Annotated in this window: 22 protein-coding genes; 4 read left to right on the top strand and 18 right to left on the bottom strand. The window is 71.6% G+C overall.

Going from position 1 to position 23,388, the window contains the following annotated elements:
• Nucleotides 1–32: 32 nt before the first annotated feature.
• The 8 genes from ccsB to ACIBFB_RS23755 all read right to left on the bottom strand — a co-directional run bounded on the left by ccsB (nucleotide 33) and on the right by ACIBFB_RS23755 (nucleotide 8,727).
• The gene (gene ccsB, locus ACIBFB_RS23790; protein ID WP_397233843.1) at nucleotides 33–998 is read right to left on the bottom strand and encodes a c-type cytochrome biogenesis protein CcsB; all 966 of its coding nucleotides are present in this window, start codon (nucleotides 996–998) and stop codon (nucleotides 33–35) included.
• A 26-nt stretch (nucleotides 999–1,024) separates the two neighbouring features.
• Nucleotides 1,025–2,641 carry a cytochrome c biogenesis protein ResB gene (locus ACIBFB_RS23785; protein ID WP_397233693.1) on the bottom strand — a complete coding sequence of 539 codons (1,617 nt, stop codon included), beginning with the start codon at nucleotides 2,639–2,641 and terminating at the stop codon, nucleotides 1,025–1,027.
• Nucleotides 2,641–3,444 (bottom strand): cytochrome c biogenesis CcdA family protein, encoded by an 804-nt coding sequence (locus tag ACIBFB_RS23780; RefSeq protein WP_397233691.1) that lies wholly within the window; start codon nucleotides 3,442–3,444, stop codon nucleotides 2,641–2,643. The genes ACIBFB_RS23785 and ACIBFB_RS23780 overlap by 1 nt, the downstream gene beginning before the upstream one ends.
• Nucleotides 3,444–4,193, bottom strand: a complete 750-nt coding sequence (locus ACIBFB_RS23775; protein ID WP_397233689.1) for a TlpA family protein disulfide reductase — start codon at nucleotides 4,191–4,193, stop codon at nucleotides 3,444–3,446. The genes ACIBFB_RS23780 and ACIBFB_RS23775 overlap by 1 nt, the downstream gene beginning before the upstream one ends.
• Nucleotides 4,194–4,418: 225 nt before the next feature.
• Nucleotides 4,419–4,622, bottom strand: a complete 204-nt coding sequence (locus tag ACIBFB_RS23770) for a helix-turn-helix domain-containing protein (protein ID WP_017601078.1) — start codon at nucleotides 4,620–4,622, stop codon at nucleotides 4,419–4,421.
• Between the two features lie 253 nt (nucleotides 4,623–4,875).
• On the bottom strand, nucleotides 4,876–5,673 hold the full coding sequence (locus tag ACIBFB_RS23765) for a phosphatase (protein ID WP_397233686.1): 798 nt from the start codon (nucleotides 5,671–5,673) through the stop codon (nucleotides 4,876–4,878).
• Between the two features lie 188 nt (nucleotides 5,674–5,861).
• Nucleotides 5,862–7,022 carry an acetoin utilization protein AcuC gene (locus ACIBFB_RS23760; RefSeq protein ID WP_397233841.1) on the bottom strand — a complete coding sequence of 387 codons (1,161 nt, stop codon included), beginning with the start codon at nucleotides 7,020–7,022 and terminating at the stop codon, nucleotides 5,862–5,864.
• Nucleotides 7,023–7,200: 178 nt separating this feature from the next.
• Nucleotides 7,201–8,727 (bottom strand): DUF1109 domain-containing protein, encoded by a 1,527-nt coding sequence (locus ACIBFB_RS23755; protein ID WP_397233684.1) that lies wholly within the window; start codon nucleotides 8,725–8,727, stop codon nucleotides 7,201–7,203.
• Between the two features lie 150 nt (nucleotides 8,728–8,877).
• Between ACIBFB_RS23755 and ACIBFB_RS23750 the strand changes: the two genes are divergently transcribed.
• The gene (locus tag ACIBFB_RS23750) at nucleotides 8,878–9,087 is read left to right on the top strand and encodes a hypothetical protein (protein WP_397233682.1); all 210 of its coding nucleotides are present in this window, start codon (nucleotides 8,878–8,880) and stop codon (nucleotides 9,085–9,087) included.
• 178 nt (nucleotides 9,088–9,265) lie between these two features.
• On the opposite strand, the gene proC is transcribed toward ACIBFB_RS23750, so the two are convergent.
• Together proC and ACIBFB_RS23740 are read right to left on the bottom strand one after the other, a co-directional pair.
• The gene (gene proC / locus ACIBFB_RS23745) at nucleotides 9,266–10,060 is read right to left on the bottom strand and encodes a pyrroline-5-carboxylate reductase (protein WP_397233680.1); all 795 of its coding nucleotides are present in this window, start codon (nucleotides 10,058–10,060) and stop codon (nucleotides 9,266–9,268) included.
• 81 nt (nucleotides 10,061–10,141) lie between these two features.
• A complete protein-coding gene (locus tag ACIBFB_RS23740) occupies nucleotides 10,142–11,101 on the bottom strand; it encodes a sugar phosphate isomerase/epimerase family protein (protein ID WP_397233678.1) in 960 nt (319 codons plus the stop codon).
• 117 nt (nucleotides 11,102–11,218) lie between these two features.
• Here ACIBFB_RS23740 and ACIBFB_RS23735 point away from each other — a divergent pair, with 117 nt between their 5' ends.
• The gene (locus ACIBFB_RS23735) at nucleotides 11,219–11,929 is read left to right on the top strand and encodes a class I SAM-dependent methyltransferase (RefSeq protein WP_397233676.1); all 711 of its coding nucleotides are present in this window, start codon (nucleotides 11,219–11,221) and stop codon (nucleotides 11,927–11,929) included.
• Between the two features lie 84 nt (nucleotides 11,930–12,013).
• On the opposite strand, the gene ACIBFB_RS23730 is transcribed toward ACIBFB_RS23735, so the two are convergent.
• Together ACIBFB_RS23730 and ACIBFB_RS23725 are read right to left on the bottom strand one after the other, a co-directional pair.
• On the bottom strand, nucleotides 12,014–12,583 hold the full coding sequence (locus ACIBFB_RS23730) for a C40 family peptidase (protein ID WP_397233674.1): 570 nt from the start codon (nucleotides 12,581–12,583) through the stop codon (nucleotides 12,014–12,016).
• 212 nt (nucleotides 12,584–12,795) lie between these two features.
• Nucleotides 12,796–13,713 carry an SGNH/GDSL hydrolase family protein gene (locus ACIBFB_RS23725; protein ID WP_397233672.1) on the bottom strand — a complete coding sequence of 306 codons (918 nt, stop codon included), beginning with the start codon at nucleotides 13,711–13,713 and terminating at the stop codon, nucleotides 12,796–12,798.
• Between the two features lie 169 nt (nucleotides 13,714–13,882).
• On the opposite strand from ACIBFB_RS23725, the gene radA reads away from it, so the two are divergent.
• Nucleotides 13,883–15,247: a DNA repair protein RadA gene (radA, locus tag ACIBFB_RS23720; protein ID WP_397233670.1), complete on the top strand. Its 1,365-nt coding sequence runs from the start codon at nucleotides 13,883–13,885 to the stop codon at nucleotides 15,245–15,247.
• A gap of 29 nt (nucleotides 15,248–15,276) precedes the next feature.
• On the opposite strand, the gene ACIBFB_RS23715 is transcribed toward radA, so the two are convergent.
• The 3 genes from ACIBFB_RS23715 to ACIBFB_RS23705 form a co-directional block, all read right to left on the bottom strand.
• Nucleotides 15,277–15,729, bottom strand: a complete 453-nt coding sequence (locus ACIBFB_RS23715) for an SSI family serine proteinase inhibitor (protein ID WP_397233668.1) — start codon at nucleotides 15,727–15,729, stop codon at nucleotides 15,277–15,279.
• A 181-nt stretch (nucleotides 15,730–15,910) separates the two neighbouring features.
• On the bottom strand, nucleotides 15,911–16,648 hold the full coding sequence (locus ACIBFB_RS23710) for an SSI family serine proteinase inhibitor (protein WP_397233666.1): 738 nt from the start codon (nucleotides 16,646–16,648) through the stop codon (nucleotides 15,911–15,913).
• Between the two features lie 166 nt (nucleotides 16,649–16,814).
• Nucleotides 16,815–17,582 carry a hypothetical protein gene (locus tag ACIBFB_RS23705; RefSeq protein ID WP_397233664.1) on the bottom strand — a complete coding sequence of 256 codons (768 nt, stop codon included), beginning with the start codon at nucleotides 17,580–17,582 and terminating at the stop codon, nucleotides 16,815–16,817.
• 63 nt (nucleotides 17,583–17,645) lie between these two features.
• On the opposite strand from ACIBFB_RS23705, the gene ACIBFB_RS23700 reads away from it, so the two are divergent.
• Nucleotides 17,646–18,521: an A/G-specific adenine glycosylase gene (locus tag ACIBFB_RS23700; RefSeq protein WP_397233662.1), complete on the top strand. Its 876-nt coding sequence runs from the start codon at nucleotides 17,646–17,648 to the stop codon at nucleotides 18,519–18,521.
• Between the two features lie 25 nt (nucleotides 18,522–18,546).
• Here the strand turns inward: ACIBFB_RS23700 and ACIBFB_RS23695 are convergent, their stop codons facing one another.
• The 3 genes from ACIBFB_RS23695 to ACIBFB_RS23685 all read right to left on the bottom strand — a co-directional run bounded on the left by ACIBFB_RS23695 (nucleotide 18,547) and on the right by ACIBFB_RS23685 (nucleotide 23,379).
• The gene (locus ACIBFB_RS23695; protein WP_397233660.1) at nucleotides 18,547–19,395 is read right to left on the bottom strand and encodes a DUF3105 domain-containing protein; all 849 of its coding nucleotides are present in this window, start codon (nucleotides 19,393–19,395) and stop codon (nucleotides 18,547–18,549) included.
• Nucleotides 19,396–19,531: 136 nt separating this feature from the next.
• Nucleotides 19,532–22,042 carry an ATP-dependent Clp protease ATP-binding subunit gene (locus ACIBFB_RS23690; protein ID WP_397233658.1) on the bottom strand — a complete coding sequence of 837 codons (2,511 nt, stop codon included), beginning with the start codon at nucleotides 22,040–22,042 and terminating at the stop codon, nucleotides 19,532–19,534.
• Between the two features lie 992 nt (nucleotides 22,043–23,034).
• Nucleotides 23,035–23,379, bottom strand: coding sequence for an Lsr2 family protein (locus ACIBFB_RS23685; protein ID WP_397233656.1), 345 nt, complete (start codon nucleotides 23,377–23,379; stop codon nucleotides 23,035–23,037).
• Nucleotides 23,380–23,388: the final 9 nt, after the last annotated feature.

The following is a 23,388-nucleotide window of genomic DNA, read 5'->3' as shown; positions in this document are numbered from 1 at the left end:
TCCCGGGGCCCCGGCGCGCGGGCGCGGCCGGGTCAGGCGTAGGAGTGCAGTCCGCTGAACAGGTAGTTCACCGCGAAGAAGTTGAACATGATGGCCGCGAAGCCCACCAGGTTGATCCAGGTCGCCTTCCGGCCGCGCCAGCCGCCGGTGGCCCGGGCGTGCAGGTAGGCGGCGTAGATCACCCAGGAGATGAACGACCACACCTCCTTGGGGTCCCACCCCCAGAACCGTCCCCACGCCTCGTCCGCCCAGATGGCGCCCGCGATGATGCCGAACGTCCACAGCGGGAACGCGAACAGGACGAAGCGGTGCGACAGCCGGTCGAGCATCTCCGAGCTGGGCAGGCGCCCGGCGATGCCGGCGACCTCCTCGCCCCGTGCCCTCCGGCCCTCGGCCCAGTGCGACACCAGGTACACGATCGCCGCGACACCGGAGACCATGAACGCGCCGCCGGAGATGATCAGCGCGGTGATGTGGATCGGCACCCAGTACGAGTCGAGCGCCGGGATGAGCGGCCCCGGGTCCACGTACAGCCAGCGCACACCGATGCCCAGCAGGACCAGCACCGGAACGAGGACGAACGCGCCGAGGTAGCGCGCCTGGTAGCGGAAGGACGCGAACAGCAGGCCCGCGACGGCCACCAGGCACAGGGCGACGATGAACTCGAACATGTTGCCCCACGGCCACCGGTCCGCGGCCAGACCCCGGGTGGCCACCTGGGCGACGCTGAGCAGGAAGCCGAGCGACGTCACCCCGAGGGCGATCCGGCCCAGCACGCTCTGGGAGGCCCGCGCCTCGCCCTCGCTCGTGCGGACCCGGACCTCGATGCCGTCGTCGGCGCCCCCGGCGTCCGCCGTGGCCCCCGCTCCCACCGGCATGAGCCGGCCGGCCTTCAGCTTGGTGCGGCGCCCGTAGGCGGCCTCGATCGCGAAGAGGAACAGCGCCGCGGCGTACGCGAGGATCATTCCGATGATCAGCGTGTCGCTGGCGGACGCCATCGCCTCGTTCGACAGTGCGGCAATCGTCACCGCTCACTCCGTTCGTCGACTGGGTCGGATGGTCGGTCGGGTCGGTCCGCCGAGCCGGATCCCTGGCGGAGCCGGTCGGCGAGCCTGGTGGTGAGTTCGTGGAACTCGGCGTTGTTCCCCGCGACCTCGGTCTTGCCGAGCCCGGCCACCTCGACCGTGGTCCGGCCGTCCTCCCCCTTCGCCGCGCGCACCCACACGCGGCGCGGACGGACGAACAGGGTGACGAGCAGGCCCCCCACGGCCGCGACGGCGGACCCGAGGGCGAAGGGCCGGGCCCCGTCGCGGTTGGTCTGGAGGCTGACGTACTCCCGGACACCGGTGAAGGTGACGGACCCGGCGCCGTCCGGCAGCTCCCAGGTGTCGCCGACCTCCATCACGGGCGAGGAGCCGAGTTCCTCCATGCCCTCCGTCCGGAGCTGGTACACCGACTGCGGATCGATCAGCCCCAGGTCGCCCCGGTACCCCTCCAGGGTGACGCGCGGGTTCTCCGCCCCGGGGAAGGTCGAGACCATCTGCCCGTCGGCGGTCTCCTCCGCCGTGGGCAGGAAGACGCCGACGAATCCCAGCTGCTCCCCGCCGGTGTCCGGCACCTTGAGGACGCCGTCGGAGGTGAAGGTGGCGGTCTCGCGGAAGAGGAACGGCACCGCCTGGTCGAAGACCACCCCGCCGTCGGCGTCCCGGACCACGAACTCCGGCGCGTACCCGTGCCCGAGCAGGTAGACCTGCACCCCGTCGACGGTCAGCGGGTGGTTGACCTCCAGCCGGTGCCGACCGTCCTCGGCGCCGGGCGACTCCCGGTAGGTGACGTCGGCGACATAGGACGAGGCCTGCCCGCGCAGGTCCCCCTCCTCGATGAAGGTCGCCTCGAAGTCGTCGAGGCGCAGTGTGAACGGCTGGAGGTCGTCGGTGTCGGTCCAGTGGCCGGGGTAGATCGCGTCGTAGGAGGGCAGCGTGTTGGCGAAGCCGTCCCCCTCGACGATGAGCATGTTGCCCCGGTAGCCGAAGAACGCGCCCGCGGCGAGGGCCGCGAGGAGCCCGAGCAGCGCCAGGTGGAACAGCACGTTCCCGGCCTCGCGCAGGTAGCCGGTCTCGCTGGAGAGCGAGTCGCCGTACCGCTCGACCCGGTACCCCCGAAGGATCCGCCGGGCCTGCTCCAGTGCCGTCTCCGGGCTGGCGTCCGTCGTGAAGCGCGCCGCGTAGGGCATGCGGCCCAGGTTGCGCGGGGTGCGCACCGGACGGGCGCGCAGCGCGCGGGCGTGCGCCACGGCGCGCGGGAGGACGCAGCCCGCCAGGGAGACGAACAGCAGCAGGTAGATCGCCGCGTACCACGGCGAGGAGAAGACGTCGAAGAGCGCGAACCGGTCCAGCCACGGGGCCAGGTCGGGGTGCTCCCTGAAGTAGGCGCCGACCTCGTCGACGCTGACCACGTTCTGCGGCAGGACCGACCCCGGGATGGCGCCGACCGCCAGCAGGAACAGCAGGATCAGCGCGGTCCGCATCGAGGTCAGGGTCCGCCACGTCCAGCGCAGCCATCCGAGGGCCCCGATCCCCTTCGGCCGCGGCGCGGCGGTCTCCCCGTCGGCGGCGGGTGTCCCGGTCTCGGTCGTCGTCATCAGATCACCGTCTGGAATCCGGCGGCCCAGCCCTGCATGACGGTGGTCAGCTCGGTCCACAGGCCGGTCACCATGGACAGGCCGACCAGGACGAGCATGACACCTCCGATCACGGTGACCGCCCGGGTGTGGCGTTTGAGCCGGGCGAACGCGCCCAGCGCCTTGCGGTAGAGGAGTGCGGCCAGCACGAACGGCAGGCCCAGGCCGGCGCAGTACAGGAGTGACAGGAGCATGCCGCGCCCCGCGCCGCCCTCGACGAAGGCCAGGGACTGCACGGCGGCCAGGGTCGGCCCGATGCACGGGGTCCACCCGAGCCCGAACAGCACGCCGAGCAGCGGCGCTCCGGCCAGACCCGCGCGCGGCAGTCGGTGGAACCGGAACTCGCGGCCGAACCCGGGCAGGACTCCCGTGAAGGCCAGGCCCAGCACGATGGTGAGCGCGCCGAGCACCCGGGTGATGGCGTCGGTGTGGTCGAGGAGGACGTCGCCGAGCCAGCCGACGAACCCGCCCACCGCCACGAACACCAGGGTGAACCCGGCGATGAACAGCGCGCTGCCCGCGACCATCGTCCAGCGGCGCGAGGCCAGCTCGGTGTCGAGGTCGGTGGCCGTGGCCGTTCGGCCCGCGGACGCCGCCCCGTGCTCGCGCACGGCGGCGCCGCTCATGCCGGTGACGTAGGACAGGTAGCCCGGAACCAGGGGAAGGACGCACGGGGAGAGGAAGGACACGAGTCCGGCGGCCATCGCCAGGGGCGCGGCCAGGAGCAGGGATCCGCTGAGGACGGTGGCGCCGATCGACTCCATCAGTCGGTGTCCTCGTCGGCCGCGTCCCCGGTGGGCTCACCGGCGGACCCGTTCTCCTCGGCGGACGCGTCGGGAGACGCCTCGGCGGACTCCCGTGCCTCCTCGGCCTCCTGTTCGGCGACGCGCGTCCGCTGCTCGGGGTCGCCGAGGTCGAACTCGACCACGACCGGGTCGAGCAGTTCGGTGAGCTGCCCGTAGGTGGTGGGGCCGATGACGCGGGCGGCGATGCGGCCGTCGGGATCGACGACGATGGTGGAGGGGATCGCCCGGGGCGGGACGGTGTCGCGGAAGGCCTGCGCGATCTCGCCGGGTTGGTCGTAGAGGCTGGGGTAGGGGATCTCCTGGGCGGCGACGTAGGCGCTCGCGGCGGTGTCGTCGTCCTTCATGTTGACGCCGAGGAATTCCACGCCCAGGTCGGCGTACTCGGTGTGCACCTCGTCGAGGACGGGCTGCTCGGCCCGGCACGGCCCGCACCAGCTGGCCCACACGTTGAGGACGAGGATGCCGCCCTCGTAGTCGCTGAGCGCGATCTCCTCGCCGTCCAGCGTGGTGCCGGAGACGTCGGGCGCCTCCAGCCGCTCCGCCGCGTCGAACGCGGTCGCGCTGCCGTCACCGGAGATGAAGCGCTGGTCCTCGCTGCTCTGGATCTCGGTCCCGCCGGCGCAGCCGGACAGGACGAGCGCGGCGGCGACGGCGGACGCCGCGAAGCGCGGCGCACGGGGCCGCGCACCGACTCTGGCACTGGGCATCGAGGATCCTCGCGAATGGGGCTGAGCAGGGCGGACTACGACAACGACAAAGTGTAGTAGCTGCCCGGCACCCCACCTCGGCGGCCCGGCGGAACCAGCGTTCGCCCAGCGCAGGGGGAAGGGGGATCCCGAGGGGGGCGGTGGTGGAGGACACACCCGCCCCCGGGATGGTCAGCAGACCGGGGGCCGGGCACTCGGCCCCGCCCCGGTCGGCCGCTCCGCTCGTCAGCCGGCCTCGACGAAGGCCTCGCGGAGATAGTCGTGCACGGCGCGCTCGGGGACCCGGTAGGAACGTCCCACGCGAATCGCGGGGAGAACCCCCGAGTGCACCATTCGGTAAACGGTCATCTTGGACACGCGCATGATCGTGGCGACTTCCGCCACGGTCAAAAACCTGACCTCGTCGAGAGGCGGCTTGCTCCCGTTCATCTTCCGACGCCCTCATTCCCGGACGTGAGCATTGGCTACCGTTCGGCCCGGCGTGGAAGCCCACGGAGGGGCGACCCCGGTATGCGCCCGTCCCACCGCCACGCCGGTGTGTCATACCGTCACTACTGACACGTCCGTTTTCAGAGTAGGACGGAGTTCGCCTGAGCGAAAGGGCGTTGGTCCCCTCTTCTGCGCACCCCCTCTCCGAGCCGCCCAAAGAGGTTTAGCGGTGGGTATAAATGGTCGACCCTGATCACACAAGTCCCGCCCGAGCGAGGACGTAATCACGCAGGGGCGCGTAGTCCTCGGGCGGATATCCGTCGTCCAAAGGCACGGTGACCAGTAGTTTTCCCTCGTGTTCGGCGAGGAACAGGGCGGGGTCGTTACTGTCGGCGAAGCCCATCGCGGGCACCCCGGCCTCACCCGCCGCACCCGCGAATCCGTGATCGGCGATGACCAACTGCGGCCACTCCTCACCGCGGTTCGAGAGGTCGCCGAGGATGGCGCGCATGGCGAAGGGGTGGTGGCTGTGACGGGGGTGATGGCCGTCCGTTACGATGGCGACATCGTCCCTCCAGACCACGGTTCGGCGGCTCGGAGGGCGTTCCGCGGGCACCTCGTAGCTGTATCCCTCGGCCGCGGTCACGACGCGGCATCCCCGAGCGGCGAGGGCGCCCTTCCACGCGGCGTACATCGCCCGGAGTTTGACGGGGTGTCCGGTGGCGAACATGACCGACTCGCGCCGCTCCGCCGCCAGGGCGAGTCGGTCGGCGACCCCCTCCAGGGCGTCGACCGTCAGGTCGGGGTCGATGGTGTCGATGCCCCAGGTGTACTGCTCGTCGGCGACCACGCCGCAGCGCTTGCTCATGAGCGCGAGCACCTCGGGAAACGTCCAGTCGTGGGAGAAGGTCAGACCGAACTGGTGGTAGGGGTCGCCGTCCACGAGCCGCTGGTAGTGCCGAAGATTGTTCTGGCGAGGGGTGTCGACATGTCCCGCGATCCCCTTACGGACCAGATACGTGATGAGTTCAGCGCGTGTCGGCGGCGTCACCAGCGTTCCCCTTCCTCGAATGCGCAGCGAGCGTGCGCCACGCTGTGCGGCCACCACGACGCCCGCTCCTGTTCGCCCGGTATTCAACCTCTTCCTACCCACTGGACGTACGCCACGCCCAATCCTGCCGATTTCGGCCGTGTGCGCACACACGTACGGACTCGCGCGGAAACTCCCGAAGGGTGCCGTCAGAGGCTGGGGTCGATTCCGTGGCTGGGGAAAACCGCGGTACGGGTCGCGTGGATCGCCCGGTCCACCGGGTCTCCGGGGTCGTACCCCTCCTCGAACCGGGCGAAATCCACCTCGCGCCCGTCGGTCATGTAGAGCGGGGCCTGTTCGCCCGTGCGCCGCCGCACGAAGTCGCGCCACGCCTGCGGGGTCTCGGCGTCGGGGTCGACCGGCGCACCGGCGGCCTCGGCCAACAGGTGGGTCCAGGCCCGCGGAACGACGTGCACCAGTCCGTATCCGCCGCCGCCGAAGAGCAGCCACCGGCCGCCCGCCGTCTTCTGCGCGAGTTTGTGCAGCTCGGTGTAGGCGCGGCGCTGTCCGTCGAGGCTCAGGGTGAGGTTGGCGAGCGGGTCCAGGGCGTGGGTGTCGCACCCCTGCTGGGTGACGAGGATCTCGGGCTGGAACTCGTGCAGCAGCGGCGGCACGACCGCGTCGAAGGCCCGGTGCCATCCGGAGTCCCCGGTCCCCGCCGGGAGGGCGACGTTGACCGCGTACCCCTCGGCGCCCGGGCCGCCCGTCTCGAAGGCCTGGCCCGTGCCGGGGAAGAGCGTGGTCGGCGACTCGTGGAGGCTGATCGTGAGCACGCGGGGATCGTCGTAGAAGGCGCGCTGCACCCCGTCGCCGTGGTGCACGTCGACGTCCACGTACGCGATCCGCTTGGCGCCCTGCTCCAGCATCCACGCGATGGCCAGGGCCGGGTCGTTGTAGACGCAGAAGCCCCAGGCGTGCCCGCGCATGGCGTGGTGCAGACCGCCCGCGATGTTGGCGGCGTGCGCGGTCTCGCCGCTCCACACGGCCCTGGCGGCGGCGACCGACGCCCCGGAGATGAGCGCTGCCGCGTCGTGCATGTCCGGGAAGACGGGGTTGTCGGCGGTGCCGAGCATGTGGGCGTCGTCGGCCTCCAGCGTCTTCCCGGCCCGCTTCACCGCCTGGATGTAGGCGGGGTCGTGCACCAGGGACAGCAGCTCGTCGGAGGCGGGTTCCACGTCCAGGAGGCTGACCCCGGGGGCGTCCAGGACCCCCAGCTCACGGCTGAGCGCCATCGTCAGCTCGACGCGGACCGGCGCCAGCGGGTGCTGCGGCCCGAAGTCGTAGGCGGTGAGTCCGTCGTCCCACGCCAGCCGAAGCGAACAGGACGTGCGCCCTCCCATGCCGTGACCCCCGTTCCAGGTGCGCGTGCTCCACTGCACACAGTACGCACCGGGGTCGGTCGGCTGAACCGCGGGGTAGGTCTGGACCAATCGGCCCGCGCGTGGAGCGGCCCGGCCGGACACCGGGTCCGACCGGGCCGCCGGCGCCTCACTCCTCGCGCGTCACGTAGAAGCAGCTCTCGTACCGGTCGCCGCCGCTGAGGTCCAGCGTGCCGTGCAGGGGAATGGACCGGCCCGTGTCGGAGACGAGCAGCATCCGGTACTCCCCCGGATCGAGCTCGACGCGCATGACCTCGCCGCCGCGATCGAAGCACGAGTTGCCCGACGGCGGCGAGGTGTACTCGCCGCAGTCCTCGCACCCGGGCGTGACGACGTCGTCGTGGGCGCCGTCCGGCCCCGTGTAGAGGAACCTCATGTCGTAGGGGCTGTCGTTGGTGATCTCCATGACCACCTGGTCGCCGTCCGCGCTGCCGGTGGGCCGCGCGTCGAAGTCGGAGTCCCCGTAGACGGTGAGGATGTCCATCTCCTCCTCGACGCGCGCGGCTCCCACGAAACGGACCAGGTCCTCGACGTCGTCGGCCTCGTGGTCCGGGTACTGCGCGGCGAGGAAGTCGGTCATCTCCTCCGCGGTGGCGGCCGACCCTCCGTCGACCTCGGCCCAGCCGCACTGGCGGGCCGCCTCGGGGGCCTCGGCGTCGATCCGCTCGGTGACCGCGGGGGCCGCGGACCAGTCGAGGTCGGCGAAGACCTCGATCTGCCGGAAGGCCGCGCACCAGCGCTCCGCCGCGTAGTCGGACGTGCCGAGGTCGTACAGCTCCACCATGGCGTCGGGCACCTGCCCCGCGGCCTCGGTTCCCTCGTAGTCGCCGGGGATGACGCTGTAGATCTCGTGCGCCCGCTGGAATCCGTCGCGGATCTCGTCGGTCACCTCTCCGGTGTAGGCCTCCGAGGTCTCGTTCGCGATGCTCCCCGCGTAGGAGAGGTAGGTGTCGGCCACCTCGCCGTCGGTGTCCTCCCAGCGGGAGGCCGGGTGGGCGAAGTAGTCGCTGTAGGTGTCCAGCGCCGCGTCGTACTCCTCGTCGGACACCTGGTCCTGGGCCTCGGTGAGCAGGCGGCAGGCGTCGACGCCGCCACGCGCCCGGTCCATCAGGGACGGCGACATCGACAGCTGGAAACCGCCCTCGATCCGCGCGTAGGCGTTGGTGGCCGCGTCGCAGTCACCGCGCGCGTGCGTGGCGTCGGCGACGCGCAGTCGCCACTCGCCCGCCTGCCACACCCCGGCCAGGCCCGCCAGGACGGCGACCGCCAGGGCGGCGGCCGTGAGCACGGGCGCGAGCTTCTTCGCGGGCTGTCCCCCGGCGGCCGCGGTGCGCTCGTCTCGGGCACGGCCGGCGAACAGACCGTGCGTGGCCGCGGCGAGGAACCACACCAGGAGGACGGGCACCCAGATCAGCAGGTGGTCCGCGGCCCCGTGGAACGCGGCGCCGACGAGCAGGCCCGCGGTGACGGCCAGCGCGATCCCGAAGAACAGCCACTGGCGCAGGAAGACGTACCCGGCGCCCAGCCCGGAGAGGTTGAGCAGCGCGGCGCGGACACCGGAGGGCGAGGAGAGGAGACCGAGCCGCGGCGGCCGGGGCGGCGGGGGCGGCGGGGGCCCGAACTGCCCGGGAGGCATCCCTCCGGGGGGCATCCCGCCGGGGGGCACGCCCATGGCCGCGCCGAAGGCGCCGGGGGGCGGCGAGCTGAACTGGGGTCCGGAGGGCGGCCCACCGGGAGGAGGCGGGGGAGCGCCGCCGGGCGGCCGCTGTGGCCCGGACGGAGGCTGGTGCGGAGCGTGGGACGGCTGTCGCGGGGGCTGTTGGGGGCCCGGCTGCGGCTGCTGCGGGCCGGAGGGCTGCTGTTGCGGGGGTTGCTGGGGCCCCGGCTGCGGCTGCTGCGGTCCCGAGTGCGGCCGCTGCGGGGGCTGACCGGGCTGGGGCTGACCGGGCTGGGGCTGGCCCGGGGGCTGCTGGGAAGGGTCGAACGGGGGTGGTGAACTCATGGGGGCCCTGGGGTCGGGAGGGGATGGGACGTCCCGCGCACACGGGACCGAGATGGGGAGCGATGTCCCCTTCCTCGCACACTATCCGTGTCTGAGTACGTCCTACCCCGTGGTCAGCGGCCGATCCCGGCCAATCCCCGTCCCCGCTCCCCCGGGCCCGTCCGGGCCCGGATCAGCTCCCGGACAGCGCCTGGCTGCGGTCGCGGGCGGCCTCGATGGCGTCGGTGAAGGCGGTCCGCACACCGTGGCGTTCCAGCTCGCGCAGGGCGGCGGCGGTGGTCCCGCCCGGCGAGGTCACGGCCTCCCGCAGCACCACGGGGTGCTCTCCGGAGTCCGTGAGCATGGCGGCGGCGCCGGTCATGGTCTGCTCGACCAGCTTCTGCGCCGTGGCGCGCGGCATGCCCATCGCCACACCCGCCTCGACCATCGTCTCGGCGATGAAGTAGAAGTAGGCCGGCCCGCTTCCGGAGATCGCGGTCACCGTGTCCATGTGCTGCTCGCCCACCCTGATCACCTCACCGACGGCGCCCAGCAGCTCCTCGGCGCGGTCCAGGTGCTCGGGCTCGGTGTTGGCCCCGCCCGAGACGGCGGTCATGCCGCGCCCCATGAGCGCCGGGGTGTTGGGCATCGCCCGCACCACGGGCACCCCGACCGGCAGGTGGCTCTCCATCACGGACGTGGTGAGACCGGCGGCCACCGAGATGACGAGGCGGTCCGCGGCCAGGTGGGCGGACAGGTCGTCCAGCAGTGCCACCATGTCCTGCGGCTTGAGCGCCAACAGCAGCGTGTCGGCCCGCTTGGCGGCCTCCTCGGCGGGCACCACCTCGACCCCGTACCGCTGGCGGAGCTCGTCCGCGTGCTCCACCCGCGGCTCCGTGACCAGGACGTCCTCCGGCGCGTGGCCCCTGGCCAGCATCCCGGCGAGGAGCGCCTCGCCCATCTTGCCTGCACCGATGATCGCGATCATGAAGGTTCCTCTCCGCGGGTCCCCTCCACGCTAACGGCACGGGAACTCCGGTGTGGACGCGACGTCTCACACCGTGGACGTTCAGTGGCGCTCGGGGCCCTCCGTGCCCGGGTCGCCGTCCTGGTCGTCGACGGTCCCCTGCGGGTCGACGGAGAAGTGGCGGGGCGGCGCGGGCGGCCTGCGGCGCAGCAGGGCGATGCGCTCACGGCGGTCGTGCGGCTGGGCGCCGGCGTCGGCGGTGGGCCTGGCGAAGTGCAGACGCGTGAAGGCGAGCGCCTCGGCCAGTTCGCGCATGCGGGAGGTCCGGTCGGGCGACTTGCGGGTGCTCACCTCCAGAACGAGCTGGCCCTCGTAGCCGTCGGCCGCCAGGTGCTCCAGGAGTTCGCCGACGGGCTGGCGGCCCCGGCCGGGGATGAGGTGCTCGTCGAGGTTCTGGCCGCCGAAGCCGTCGGCGACGTGGACGTGCGAGAGGCGGTCGCCGAGCCGCTTGGCCATGTCCATCGCGTCGGAGCCGGACATGGCGGTGTGCGACAGGTCGAGCGTGACGTCGGGGTAGTCCCGGTCCAGCGGGTTCCAGCTCGGCGCGTAGGGGACGACCTCGCGGTCGCGCACGCGCACCGGGTACATGTTCTCCACGGCGAAGACGACGTCGGTCTCGTCCTGCATGCGCGCGACGCCGGTCTCGAACTCACGGGCGTAGTCGCGCTGCCACCGGAAGGCCGGGTGCACGACGATGGTCTTCGCGCCCAGGGCCTCGGCCATCTCCTTGGACCGGACGAGTTTGCCCCACGGGTCGCGGCCCCACACCCGCTGGGTGAGGACCAGGCAGGGGGAGTGGACGGCGGTGACGGGCATCTGGTGGTAGTCCGAGAGGCGCCGCAGCAGGTCGATGTCCTGGCTGGCGGGGTCGGAGGAGACGAGCACCTCCACGCCGTCGTACCCCAGCTTCGCGGCGATCTCGAAGGCGGCCGGGGTCTTCTCCGGGTAGACCGACGCCGACGAGAGGACGACGGGCGCGTCTGGGACCTGGATAGGGCTCACGAGACCCAGACTATGCGCTCCGCCCCCTCCCGCGGGTTCCGCTCCGGTGAACGCGGCGTGCCGCGTCCGGAGCCGGGGACGGCGGCGGCGCCGCACCGGTCACCGTAGGCTGCGGGAATGATCTCCCGGAGCCCCAGGATTCCCAGGGACGCCATCCCCAGTCCGAACATCTGGAAGCATCCGCGAACCTACGAACTGGAGAACGACGCCGTCGACCCCGACGGGGTGCTCGCTGCCGCCATGGACCGCGTGCGGCCGATCGACGACGCCCTCGTCTTGGACGTCGGCTGCGGTACCGGCTACCACCTGCCCGGCTTCGCGGCGCGGGCGCGTCGGGTCACCGGGGTGGAGCCGCACCCCGCCCTGGCGGAGACGGCCCGGGCGCGCGTCCGGGGGCTGGACCACGTCCGGGTGCTGGACGGGACGGCCCAGGACCTGCCGGTGCCCGACGCCTCGGTCGAGGTCGCGCACGCCCGGTGGGCGTACTTCTTCGGCCCCGGGTGCGAGCCCGGCCTGGCCGAGCTGGCGCGGGTCATGCGGCGCGGCGGGGTCGCGTTCGTCATCGACAACGACGCCACCCGGTCCACGTTCGGCGCGTGGTTCCGACGTTCGCTGCCGGGCTACGACCCGGGCGCGGTCGAGCGGTTCTGGACGGCGCACGGGTTCCACCGCGAGGCCCTCACAACGCGCTGGCGGTTCACCGACCGGAGCGACTTCGAGGCGGTCGTGCGGATCGAGTTCCCCGCCGCTCTGGCCGCGCGGATCATCGGGTCCCACCCGGGACTGACCGTGGACTACGCGGTCAACCTGTGGTGGAAGGAGTACTAGGAAGGGAGGGGGAGGCACCAGGGACACGGGTGCCGGGTCCGGGTCGATCAGGACTGGCGGGCGGCGGACGGGCCGCCGACGGGGTCAGAGCCGTACGGCCCTCGCCCCGGCCATCACGTCGCGCTCGCGCACGTGGTCGCCCCTCTTCGGCGCGTCGATCATGCGCCCGCCGCCGAGGTAGATGCCGACGTGGTAGACGTAGCCGCCGGTGTTGGCCCAGTAGACGAGGTCGCCGCGCCGGGCGTGGGAGTAGGGGATGCGGAATCCGGCCGCCGCCTGGTCGTGGGCGACGCGGGGCAGTGCGACGCCCGCCTGGCGGAAGGACCACTGGACGAGGCCGGAGCAGTCGAAGCCGTTCGGCCCGGTCCCGCCCCACACGTAGGGCGCGCCCTTCTTCGACTCCGCGGCGCGGATCGCCGACTCCACGGCCGACCAGGGAAGTGCCTGGTGGACCCGGTCGGCGGCGGTCCCTCCGGCGGGCGCCGGAGCCGCGTGGGCGGGGGCCGGCGCCGGGGCGAGCGCCGCGGCGATCAGGGACACGGTCGCGGCGGTGACGCAGAGCGCCCGCGCGACGGTCCGCACGGATACGGCCTGCCGCCCGGGGTGGACCGGACGACAGGCCGGGATTTGCTCGTGGTGTCGGGAGTGGGTCATGAGGTTCCCCGTTCGGATGTGCGTGCCCCGTGCCGGGTCGGCCCCGGGGCGTTCCATCCCAACGGATCACCCTTCGTCGCTTTCGTACGGGAGCGAATCACCCTCTGTGATCAATTCCCCGTGCGATGACGGTAAAATCTCGCACGCAAACTGCGCATTTCAGTCACTGAGTGCGAAACCTCCATCACTCCTGACACGTTCAGTGACAGAGATCAGGGCTGGACGCCCACTCCGGCCAGGAGCCGCTCGGAGACGGCCGCCATGCCCGCCTCGTTCGGGTGCACGGGGGCCGCGGTGTTCTCCGGAACCAGCCCCTCGACCCAGCGCCGGGACGAGGACTGGCAGACGTCGTGGCCGCGTTCGAGGACGTCGACGAAGACCGCGCCCGCGGCCCGCGACTCCTCCGCGATCATCTGGTTGAGGGAGGTCTGGACGCCGTCCAGGTAGGCCACGTCGCCCCGGGCGATGGGCGTCGCGGGCCAGCAGCCCCTGTTCTCGGGCAGGATCTGGAGGTACCCGACGCCGACGACGGTCGCCTCCGGGCTGCGGTCGGCGATCTCGGCGTAGACGCCCGACACGTCGTCGCGCAGGTCCTCGACCCGCTGGTCGAGTTCGTCGCCGTAGTGGTCGGCGCACGGGCTCCCGAAGGGGTTGCGCAGGCTCCGTTTGGCGCACTCCATGAGGATGTCGGTGAATCCCAGGTCGTTGCCGCCGATCCCCACCGTCACCAGGTCGGTCTCGGGCGTGAGCGCGTCGAACTGCGGCGGGACATCGGTCAGGTCGGTGTGCTGGGGCTCGCGCAGGTCCCGGATGACCGCGCCGGAGCAACTGACGTCGGTGAACTCGGCGACGCCCAACGCGTCGGCCGCGAGTCGGGCGTAGTTGCTGGACGAGCGGAGGCAGCGCGGGTCGGAGCCCGGGGCGTACGGGGGGATGAGCGGCCCCGAGGTGAACGAGTCCCCGAGGGCGACGTAGTGGCCGAAGGAGGCGGCCTCTTCGGTCGCGGCGGAGGCGGGCGCCGCCGCGGCCAGGCACAGGGCGGCGGCGAGCGGAAGGGCGAGGAGGGGGGTTCGTCGGAGGTCGCGGAGCCGGGAAGCGGACACGGTCGTGCTGGCGTCGGTGCGGGGCACGCGGGGGTTCCTCTCCAGGAGCGGGGGGTTCGGAGGTGTCGGACCCTACGCATTCTGTAACACGACCTACGAACGACGTTGACTAACTCGTAGGTAACTTTCATGTGTCCCGACGTACCGGAGAACTGTCCCGTCAGGCGTGTCCCCGGGAGGCGTTAGCGTGACGGACATGGCCAAAGCAGCGAAGACGACGTTCCGGTGCACCGAGTGCGGGTGGAGCACCCTCAAGTGGGTGGGCCGGTGCGGTGAGTGCCACGCCTGGGGCACGGTCGAGGAGGCCGGGGCCCCCGCGCCGACCGCGGTCGCTCCCGCGCCCGTGACCTCCCGGGCCCGGCCGATCACCGAGATCAGCGTCGAGACCGCCGAGGCCGTGCCGACCGGGGTCGACGAGCTCGACCGGGTCCTCGGCGGCGGCGCCGTCCCCGGCGGGGTCGTCCTGCTCGCGGGCGAGCCGGGCGTGGGCAAGTCGACGCTGCTGCTGGAGGTCGCCGCGATGCGGGCCGCCCAGGGCCCCGTGCTGTACGTGACCGGGGAGGAGTCCGCCGGCCAGGTGCGGCTGCGCGCCGAGCGGCTCGGCGCGCTGTCCGACAAGCTGTACCTGGCCGCGGAGACCTCGATCGCCTCCCTGGTCAGCCATGTCGAGGAGGTCGCACCCCGGCTGCTCATCGTGGACTCGGTGCAGACCATGGTCTCCCCCGACGTGGCGGGGGTGCCCGGCGGCGTCACCCAGGTCCGCCAGGTCACCGGCGCGCTGATCCAGATCGCCAAGGAGCGCGGGATCGCCACCGTGCTGGTCGGCCACGTCACCAAGGACGGCTCCATCGCCGGACCCCGCCTGCTGGAGCACCTGGTGGACGTCGTGCTGCACTTCGAGGGCGAGCGCCACTCCCAGCTGCGGCTGCTGCGCGCGGTCAAGAACCGTTACGGCCCCACCGACGAGATCGGGTGCTTCGAGCTGACCGAGTCCGGCATCGTGGGCCTCCCCGACCCCAGCGGCCTCTTCCTCACCGAGCGCACCGACCCGGTTCCCGGAACGTGCGTGACGGTCACCCTGGAGGGGCGGCGCCCGCTCATCACGGAGGTGCAGGCGCTGGTCGCGCCCACCCCGCTGCCCGCGCCGCGCAGGGCCACGTCCGGTCTGGACACGTCACGGGTGAACATGATCCTGGCGGTCCTGGAGAAGCGCACGGGCATGCGCCTGGCCAACATGGACGTGTACGCGTCCACGGTGGGCGGTGTACGGCTGGGCGAGCCCGCGGTGGACCTGGCCCTGGCGATGGCGGCGGGCAGTTCCAACAACGACGTGGCCCTGCCGCGCGGGTTCATCGCGATCGGCGAGGTGGGACTGGCGGGCGACATCCGCGCCGTGAACGGCGTCCAGCGCAGGATCGCCGAGGCGCAGCGCCTGGGGTTCACGGAGGCGGTCGTGCCCAAGCACAGCGGGGACCCCGTGCCCGGCATCCGCACGCACGAGGTGGAGGAGCTCAGCGAGGCGCTGGCCTGGGTGGCGCGGCGCTCCAAGCGCGGGAGCTGACCGGCGCCGGGGGCCGGAACGGGCACCGCCTAGAAGTCGAACACCGCGCGTTTGGCCGCCCGCAGCAGGCAGCCGTTGCCGTAGGTCTTCTGGAAGGCCTCGGCGCCCAGGGCGGTCGCGGCCACCGGGCGGTACTCCAGTGTGCAGACGGCGGCGGGGTCCGCCGGAACGGCCGCGATCGAACCCGCGCGGGCGATGGCGGAACAGGCCTCGGCGGCACGCGGGTGGGTGCCGCCGCTGCCGTAGGAGGAGCACAGGAGCGAGGCCTCGCGCACCGACTCGTTCCCGAACCCCACGCCGTCGACCACGATCAGCCGGTAGACGGCCCGGCCCCCGGCCTCCCACGCGCGGGACTCGGTCGGGCTCGCGGGATCGGCGGGCGCGCTGGGAACGACGGGCGGCGCCGGAACGGCGGGCGCGGCGGTGGCGAGGACGGCCGCGGCGGCGACGAAGGCGGCCCGGGTGATCGCGACGAGTCTCATGGTGGCCTCCAGTCGGCCGGGCGTCCGGCACGCGGCGGGCCGCCGTGCCGTCACACCAGTCCCTTGGGACACCCCTACCCCGAATGGGGCGGAGTGCGCCGGCCCCGGCCGGCCCGCACCGTGTGGCGCGACGACCGGCCGGGGCCCCGTCCGCACCGGACGGAACGTGGCGACCTACGGGTTACCAGAATCCGTTGAGATCCTTGTGGTCACGCGGCTTCTTCGGGTCCTTGTAGTCGTCGTCGTGGTCACCGTGCCCGTTGTGCCCGTTGTGACCGTTGTGGCCGTGCCCGTTGTGGCCGTTGTGCCCGTTGTCGTAGTAGTAGCCGTCGTCGTCGTGGTGCTTCGGCTTCTTGGGCTTCTTCGGCTTCTTCGAGTCCGCGAAGTCGTCCTGGTGACCGTGGAGACCGTGGTGGCCGTGCAGCCCGCCGTGGAAGCTCGGGTGACCGGCCTCCCCCATCCCACGCTCCGTGGTCATGCCGGGACCCTCGATCATGCCGCCGCCCTCGACCATGCCGGCGGTTCCCCGGTCCTTCTTACCGTTCGAGAAGTCGAAGACCTCGCCCTTGACGTCGAGCAGGACGCACTTGTTCGGGAACGTCTTCTTGAAGTGCTCAGAGCCCTCGGAGCGCGCGACGACCGGGTCCCAGATCATCGGGCAGGCGCTGTCGCCCAGGTCGATCTTCTTGATGGAGCCGAACGCGTAGATGAGGTCACAGGCCTCCTCCGCGTGCGGGTGGTTGCCACCGGGCGGGTCACAGAACAGGAACTTGTGCTCCTTCTTGCCCGAGTGCTTCTTCTCGATCGAGAGGCGGTAGAAGTCCCGCCTCTCCTCCTCCGCCGCCTGCGCCGGAGCCGCCATCGACAGTGCGAAGACGGAGACGGCGATACCCGACAGGACGGTTCCGACAAGCTTCACGACTACTCCAGATGACTGCGAAATCGCTTGACGTCACAGACAGTAACAGAGTCATAACAGAATGTGCTGTACGTCGCCGCGCGTGGCGTGCCCCCGGCGAGCCGCTCCGGTTCCGGGCATGGAAAAGGGCCCGACCGGACGATCCCGGTCGAGCCCCCACGTCGCTCTAACGCAGCTGGAACACGACCTCGCCGGTGTCGCCCGCGTAGTCGCCCCGCAGATGGGCGCGGTACCAGCCCGGGCGCGCCGAGGTGGCGTCGCGGCAGTCGGTGAAGGACCTCTGCCGGTCCCAACCGAACGTGGTCTCGAAGGGCACTCCCCGTCGGAGCTGGCGCTCGTCGGCGGCCTCGCCCTCGACACAGTCGCCCGTGGAGAAGATGCGGTCGTCGCCGGAGTGGATACGGATCTCCATGGCCTCGGGGCCCACGTCCACGGTGCAGGTCTGGTTCGCGGTGTTCACCACGGTGACCCGGAACTCCGGCTCGGCGCCGCTCCCGTAGACCTCGCGGTCCTCGTCGGCCAGTTCGAAGGTCACGACGACGTCCTGCGGGCGGCAGGCGTCCTCCGGGCTCTCGGGCGCGGCGGCTGCGCCCGCGTCCTCACCGGATCCCCCCGCGGCCTCACCGCCCCCGCTCTCGGCCGCGTCGCGGTCGTCCTCGCCGCCCTCGGCGTCCCCTTCGGCCCCTTCCGACGCACCGTCCTCGGGCTCACCGCTCGCGGTCGGGGACGGCGTCTCGGGTGGGACACTGGGAGAGGGGTCGGCGTCCGCCACGCCCGCTTCCGACCGGACCGGATCGGAGTCGTCCTCCGCGGAGGGGCGGCACGCGAACGCGATCAGCGTGAGCACGAGCAGGGCCCCCGCCAACACGAGTGCACGCCGCTTCCAATAGGTCTCGCGGCTGACGGCTCCTGGATGTCCGGTACTTGACGCCATGGCCCGTAGTATTGCGGTTTCGCGTGCCACTCACCTACCCAACCCGCCGATACCCCGTAAAAGATGAGCGATAACCCTTACAGCACAGCGGTTCTGGCGTGGTACGAGGCCAACGCCCGCGACCTTCCCTGGCGCGCCCCGGACGCCACCCCCTGGTCGATCCTGGTCAGCGAGATCATGCTCCAGCAGACGCCCGTCGTGCGTGTGCTGCCCGCCTGGGAGGCGTGGATGAAACGCTGGCCCACCCCCGCTGACCTGGCCGGGGAGCCCTCCGGCGAGGCCGTGCGCATGTGGGACCGCCTCGGCTACCCCCGCCGTGCGCTGCGCCTTCACGCGTGCGCGGTGGCGATCACCGAGCGGCACCGGGGACAGGTGCCGGACGACCACGCGACCCTTCTCGCGCTGCCCGGCGTCGGCGCCTACACCGCGGCGGCCGTGGCCAGCTTCGCCTTCGGTCAGCGGCACGCCATTCTGGACACGAACGTTCGACGTGTCCTCGCTCGGGCCGAAACCGGGATCGAGTACCCGCCGAAATCCCAGACGAAGGCGGAGACCGCGCTCGCCGAGTCGCTGTTGCCGGACCTTCCCTCCGTGGCGGCCCGCTGGGGCGTGGCCGTGATGGAGTTGGGCGCGCTCGTGTGCACCGCGCGGACCCCCGCGTGCGTCGACTGCCCGATCGCCGGCCAGTGCGCCTGGCGGCTGGCGGGCAAGCCCGCGCACGACGGCCCGCCGCGCCGGGGCCAGACCTACGCGGGCACCGACCGACAGGTGCGCGGCCGACTGCTGGCCGTGCTGCGCGACTCCGCGGACCCGGTGTCCAAGGACGCCCTGGACGCGGTGTGGGACGACGGCGTCCAGCGCGAGCGCGCGCTCGACGCCTTGGTCGCGGACGGCCTCGTGGACCCCCTCGACGACGGACGCTACGCGCTGCCGGGCTGAGCCCGTGCGCACGGGGCGCGGCCGGTCAGTCCGTCTCCGCCAGGCCGTCGGAGCCCTCCCCGGCCGTGAGCGGGAAGTCCTCGGCGGTTCCGTCGTAGGCGCCACTGCACGGGGCGCCTGGCTCGGGCGCGTCGGGGCTCTGCTCGTACTGGCGGATGAAGGCGGCCAGGCGCGGATCGTCGGGGCCGTCGAGGAGGATCTGGGCGCCCCACGCGGAGGCCACGACCGGCGCGGGCATCCCCTCCTCCACCGGGCTGACGAGGAGGTAGTCGCCCGTCGAGTAGTGGCTCTCCAGGCTGGCCGCGCCGTCGCCGCCGACGGCCGCGGGGTCGTAGGTCACCCATACGGCACCGTGCTCCAGGGAGTGCACGGCCGTCTCGTTGCGGACCGGCTCGGCGTAGACGCCGCAGTTCTGCCAGGTGTTGTAGTGCTCGCCGCCAGCGGGCGGGAACATCTCGTAGTCGACGGTGACCGTGGACTCCACGTGGTCGGCGGACAGGCCCGGGTACTCGACCACCGCGCCCAGGTCGGCCGGTCCGCCGACCGGCGACGGATCGTCACCGGAGTTCACCGCCCACAGGACGGCGCCCGTCCCGGCGGCCAGGAGGACCACCAGGGCTCCGGCGCCCGCCACCAGTCCGATGACGAGACCTCGGCCCTTCTTCGGCCCCTGGGGCCGGGGGTGCTGGCCCGGCGCGGGACCGTACTGGCCTGGCTGCCCGTACGGGCCGGATTGTCCGTACGGGCCCTGGGCAGTGTGCGGCTGTCCCTGAGGCGCGTACGGCTGACCGTGCGGGCCCTGCTGGCCCTGGGGCGGAAACTGGCCGGGCGGGACGGGGCCGCCGGGCCGCTGGGGATCCTGTGGATGGGTCACGCGCACACCCTAACCACACCCCGCGCGGGGGCGGCAACCCCGGGACGGGCGCCACGGAACCGCACGCACACGGGCGGGGACACCCCCGAAGGGACGCCCCCGCCCGTGATCGGAACCGGTGCGCGACCGGTGCCCGCTACTCGCTCTTGGCGGTCGACTTCTCCACCTCGGGCGTGTCCGGCACCGCGGCGGGCTTCGGCACACCCTTGAAGGTGAACTTGGCTTCGGTCCCCTCGCCCTCGGCGTCGATTACCACGATCTGACCCGACTTGAGGTCGCCGAACAGGATCTTCTCCGAGAGCTGGTCCTCGATCTCGCGCTGGATCGTGCGACGCAGCGGCCGGGCGCCCAGGACCGGGTCGAACCCTCGCTCCGCCAGCACCTTCTTGGCGCCCGGACGCAGCTCGATGCCCATGTCCCGCTCCTTGAGCCGGGAGTCCAGGCTGGAGATCATCAGATCCACGATCTGGAAGATCTCCTTCTCCGTCAGCTGGTGGAAGACGATGACGTCGTCCACGCGGTTGAGGAACTCCGGCCGGAAGTTCTGCTTGAGCTCCTCGCTGACCTTCCCCTTCATCCGCTCGTAGTTGGTCTGGGCGTCGTCCTCCTTGGCGAAGCCCATCGCCACGCCCTTGGAGATGTCCCGCGTACCCAGGTTGGTGGTCATGATGATGACCGTGTTCTTGAAGTCGACGTTGCGACCCTGGGCGTCGGTGAGACGGCCTTCCTCCAGCACCTGCAACAGCGAGTTGAAGATGTCGTTGTGGGCCTTCTCGATCTCGTCGAAGAGCACGACCGAGAACGGCTTGCGGCGCACCTTCTCGGTGAGCTGGCCGCCCTCCTCGTAGCCGACGTATCCGGGCGGGGAGCCGAACAGCCGCGAGACGGTGTGCTTCTCCATGAACTCGGACATGTCCAGCTGGATCAGCGCGTCCTCGTCCCCGAACAGGAACTCGGCCAGCGTCTTGGACAGCTCGGTCTTACCCACACCGGACGGGCCGGCGAAGATGAACGAGCCACCGGGGCGCTTGGGGTCCTTCAGACCGGCGCGCGTGCGGCGGATCGCCTGCGAGAGCGCCTTGATGGCGTCCTCCTGGCCGATGACCCGCTTGTGCAGCTCGTCCTCCATGCGCAGCAGACGCGAGGACTCCTCCTCGGTCAGCTTGAAGACCGGGATGCCGGTGGAGGCGGCCAGGACCTCGGCGATGAGCTCCTCGTCGACCTCGGCCACGACGTCCATGTCGCCGGCCTTCCACTCCTTCTCCCGCTGCGCCTTCTTGTTCAGCAGCTGCTTCTCGTCATCACGCAGCGACGCCGCCTTCTCGAAGTCCTGCGCGTCGATCGCGGACTCCTTGTCCCGGCGGACCTTGGCGATCTTCTCGTCGAACTCGCGCAGGTCCGGCGGAGCGGTCATCCGGCGGATGCGCATCCGCGAGCCCGCCTCGTCGATGAGGTCGATCGCCTTGTCCGGCAGGAACCTGTCGCTGATGTACCGGTCGGCCATGTTGGCGGCGGCCACCAGGGCGCTGTCGGTGATGGACACGCGGTGGTGCGCCTCGTAGCGGTCGCGCAGACCCTTGAGGATCTCGATCGCGTGCGTGATGGTCGGCTCGTCCACCTGGATCGGCTGGAACCGGCGCTCCAGCGCGGCGTCCTTCTCCAGGTACTTGCGGTACTCGTCCAGCGTGGTCGCGCCGATGGTCTGGAGCTCGCCGCGGGCCAGCATGGGCTTGAGGATCGAGGCGGCGTCTATGGCGCCTTCCGCCGCACCCGCGCCGACCAGCGTGTGCAGCTCGTCGATGAACAGGATGATGTCGCCGCGGGTGCGGATCTCCTTGAGCACCTTCTTCAGGCGTTCCTCGAAGTCACCGCGGTAGCGGCTGCCCGCGACCAGGGCGCCCAGGTCGAGGGTGTACAGCTGCTTGTCCTTGAGCGTCTCGGGGATCTCCCCCTTGACGATCTTCTGCGCCAGCCCCTCGACGACCGCCGTCTTGCCGACGCCGGGCTCGCCGATGAGGACCGGGTTGTTCTTGGTACGGCGCGAGAGCACCTGCATCACGCGCTCGATCTCCTTGTCCCGGCCGATGACCGGGTCGAGCTTGCTCTCGCGTGCCGCCTGGGTCAGGTTCCGCCCGAACTGGTCCAGGACCAGGGACGTGGACGGCGCGGACTCGGAGGAGGCGCCCGTCGCCTGGGGCTCCTTGCCGCTCTGGTATCCGTGCAGCAGCTGGATGACCTGCTGGCGGACCCGGTTCAGGTCCGCGCCCAGCTTGACCAGCACCTGCGCGGCCACGCCCTCGCCCTCGCGGATCAGACCCAGGAGGATGTGCTCGGTGCCGATGTAGTTGTGGCCGAGCTGAAGGGCCTCCCGCAGTGACAGCTCCAGGACCTTCTTGGCGCGCGGGGTGAAGGGGATGTGCCCCGAGGGCGCCTGCTGGCCCTGACCGATGATCTCCTCGACCTGCTGCCGAACCGCTTCGAGGCTGATGCCAAGACTCTCCAGGGCCTTGGCGGCGACACCCTCACCCTCGTGGATGAGGCCGAGCAGGATGTGCTCCGTACCGATGTAGTTGTGGTTGAGCATCCTGGCCTCTTCCTGGGCCAGAACCACCACTCGCCGCGCGCGGTCGGTAAACCTCTCGAACATGTCTCGTCGCTCCTCTACAGAGCGGTCAGGCAGGGACGGTACTCGCCGACCCAACTCTTCCGCATATCGGCCCCACAGGGATAACCGCCCCGGGGAGCACTGTCGCACCCGTCCGTCCCAGACGGCTGGCTGCCGACCGGTCGGACGTCTCCGCGCGGCCGGCCGTAGCCGTCCGTGCCAGAGACTTTCCCCGACGATAGGGCGTTCACCCAACATCCAACTACCAATTGGGGCGCCAGATTTCGGTGTACGCCGAAGGCGAACGGCCCGGGGCTCCCATCCATCACGGGAGTCCCCGGGCCGCACGCGCGTAAGCCCGATTATCGGCTCTTAGCGAACACACCGATCGTTGAGTTGTTCTTCGCCGCTCGCTGTGCGAGGGGAAAGCCTCCGCCGGAATTCTCGCGCGGGTGCTCGCGTCCGCCGACCCTCCGCCCTCGGCGGGCGGCGCCGACCGGCGACCGGCCCCGTGGCGGGCGGGTCTTCCGTGCGACCGGCAGCGGGACTCGCACGACGGCGCCGGATCGTGTCCGGGTCCGTACCTCCTCCAACGGCGCGACGGGGTGGGGTGTTCCCCGTCGGGCCCGAAGGTGCGGGCGAGCGGTGCGGTCGTCGTGCCGTCCCCGGCCCCGCGGCCGACAGGCCGCGGGGCGGACGATGCGGGGGCCTCCGCGAGAACGGGGACCGCGGGGCCGTCACCCGTGGCGGACCGTGGCCGCGGCGTACCGCCCCGCCGTCGCGGCTCTCGCCGGGTCGGAGGGTCACGCGGTCCGCAGCGGTCTGTTCACCAGCCCGTGTCGCGGGTGTGGCGGCGGTGGATCCAGTCCACGCCGCCCGGGGCCCAGGAGCCCGTGCTATCCCCTTCATCCCGTGTCACGTCGGACCCTCGTGGGCCCGGGGATGGTCGGGTTCGGGTACGCGCCCCGGGGCGCCGGTCCTGAATCGATCAAGACCTGACAACATTTTGGCGAACCCGGGTGCCTGCGGCAAACCTAGCCCTTGACGGCCTCATATTCGGCGACGATCTTCGCGGGGATACGGCCGCGCTCATTGACCGGCTTGCCAGCGGCCTTCGCCCACGCGCGAATCTCGGCGCTGCGCTCGCGGCTGGGCGCATTCCGGGTTCCGGTCCGGCGGGCGCCGCCGCGACCGGCCGCCTTGGCCGGCGCCTTGCGGGCGGCGTCGACGAAGGGCGTAAGGGCGTCGCGGAGCTTGGCGGCATTACCCGCGCTGAGGTCGATTTCGTACACGGAGCCGTCCAGACCGAACGTCACCGTCTCCTCGGCCTCGCCGCCGTCGAGGTCGTCGACCAGGAAAACCTGGACCTTCTGTGCCATGGATTCAAA

The organism is Nocardiopsis sp. NPDC050513 (genome assembly GCF_044457925.1).
Lineage (GTDB): Bacteria > Actinomycetota > Actinomycetes > Streptosporangiales > Streptosporangiaceae > Nocardiopsis.
Note: the sequence above shows the minus strand (reverse complement) of the source record. Positions and strands in the feature narration are given on the sequence as shown.

Bases quoted from the DNA above. Each gene is read 5' to 3' on its own strand.
- ccsB (WP_397233843.1), bottom strand. From the start codon at position 998: ATGGCGTCCGCCAGCGACACGCTGATCATCGGAATGATCCTCGCGTAC.
- ACIBFB_RS23785 (WP_397233693.1), bottom strand. From the start codon at position 2,641: ATGACGACGACCGAGACCGGGACACCCGCCGCCGACGGGGAGACCGCC.
- ACIBFB_RS23780 (WP_397233691.1), bottom strand. From the start codon at position 3,444: ATGGAGTCGATCGGCGCCACCGTCCTCAGCGGATCCCTGCTCCTGGCC.
- ACIBFB_RS23775 (WP_397233689.1), bottom strand. From the start codon at position 4,193: ATGCCCAGTGCCAGAGTCGGTGCGCGGCCCCGTGCGCCGCGCTTCGCG.
- ACIBFB_RS23770 (WP_017601078.1), bottom strand. From the start codon at position 4,622: ATGAACGGGAGCAAGCCGCCTCTCGACGAGGTCAGGTTTTTGACCGTG.
- ACIBFB_RS23755 (WP_397233684.1), bottom strand. From the start codon at position 8,727: ATGCCTCCCGGGCAGTTCGGGCCCCCGCCGCCCCCGCCGCCCCGGCCG.
- proC (WP_397233680.1), bottom strand. From the start codon at position 10,060: ATGATCGCGATCATCGGTGCAGGCAAGATGGGCGAGGCGCTCCTCGCC.
- ACIBFB_RS23735 (WP_397233676.1), top strand. From the start codon at position 11,219: ATGATCTCCCGGAGCCCCAGGATTCCCAGGGACGCCATCCCCAGTCCG.
- ACIBFB_RS23730 (WP_397233674.1), bottom strand. From the start codon at position 12,583: ATGACCCACTCCCGACACCACGAGCAAATCCCGGCCTGTCGTCCGGTC.
- radA (WP_397233670.1), top strand. From the start codon at position 13,883: ATGGCCAAAGCAGCGAAGACGACGTTCCGGTGCACCGAGTGCGGGTGG.
- ACIBFB_RS23715 (WP_397233668.1), bottom strand. From the start codon at position 15,729: ATGAGACTCGTCGCGATCACCCGGGCCGCCTTCGTCGCCGCCGCGGCC.
- ACIBFB_RS23705 (WP_397233664.1), bottom strand. From the start codon at position 17,582: ATGGCGTCAAGTACCGGACATCCAGGAGCCGTCAGCCGCGAGACCTAT.
- ACIBFB_RS23700 (WP_397233662.1), top strand. From the start codon at position 17,646: ATGAGCGATAACCCTTACAGCACAGCGGTTCTGGCGTGGTACGAGGCC.
- ACIBFB_RS23690 (WP_397233658.1), bottom strand. From the start codon at position 22,042: ATGTTCGAGAGGTTTACCGACCGCGCGCGGCGAGTGGTGGTTCTGGCC.
- ACIBFB_RS23685 (WP_397233656.1), bottom strand. From the start codon at position 23,379: ATGGCACAGAAGGTCCAGGTTTTCCTGGTCGACGACCTCGACGGCGGC.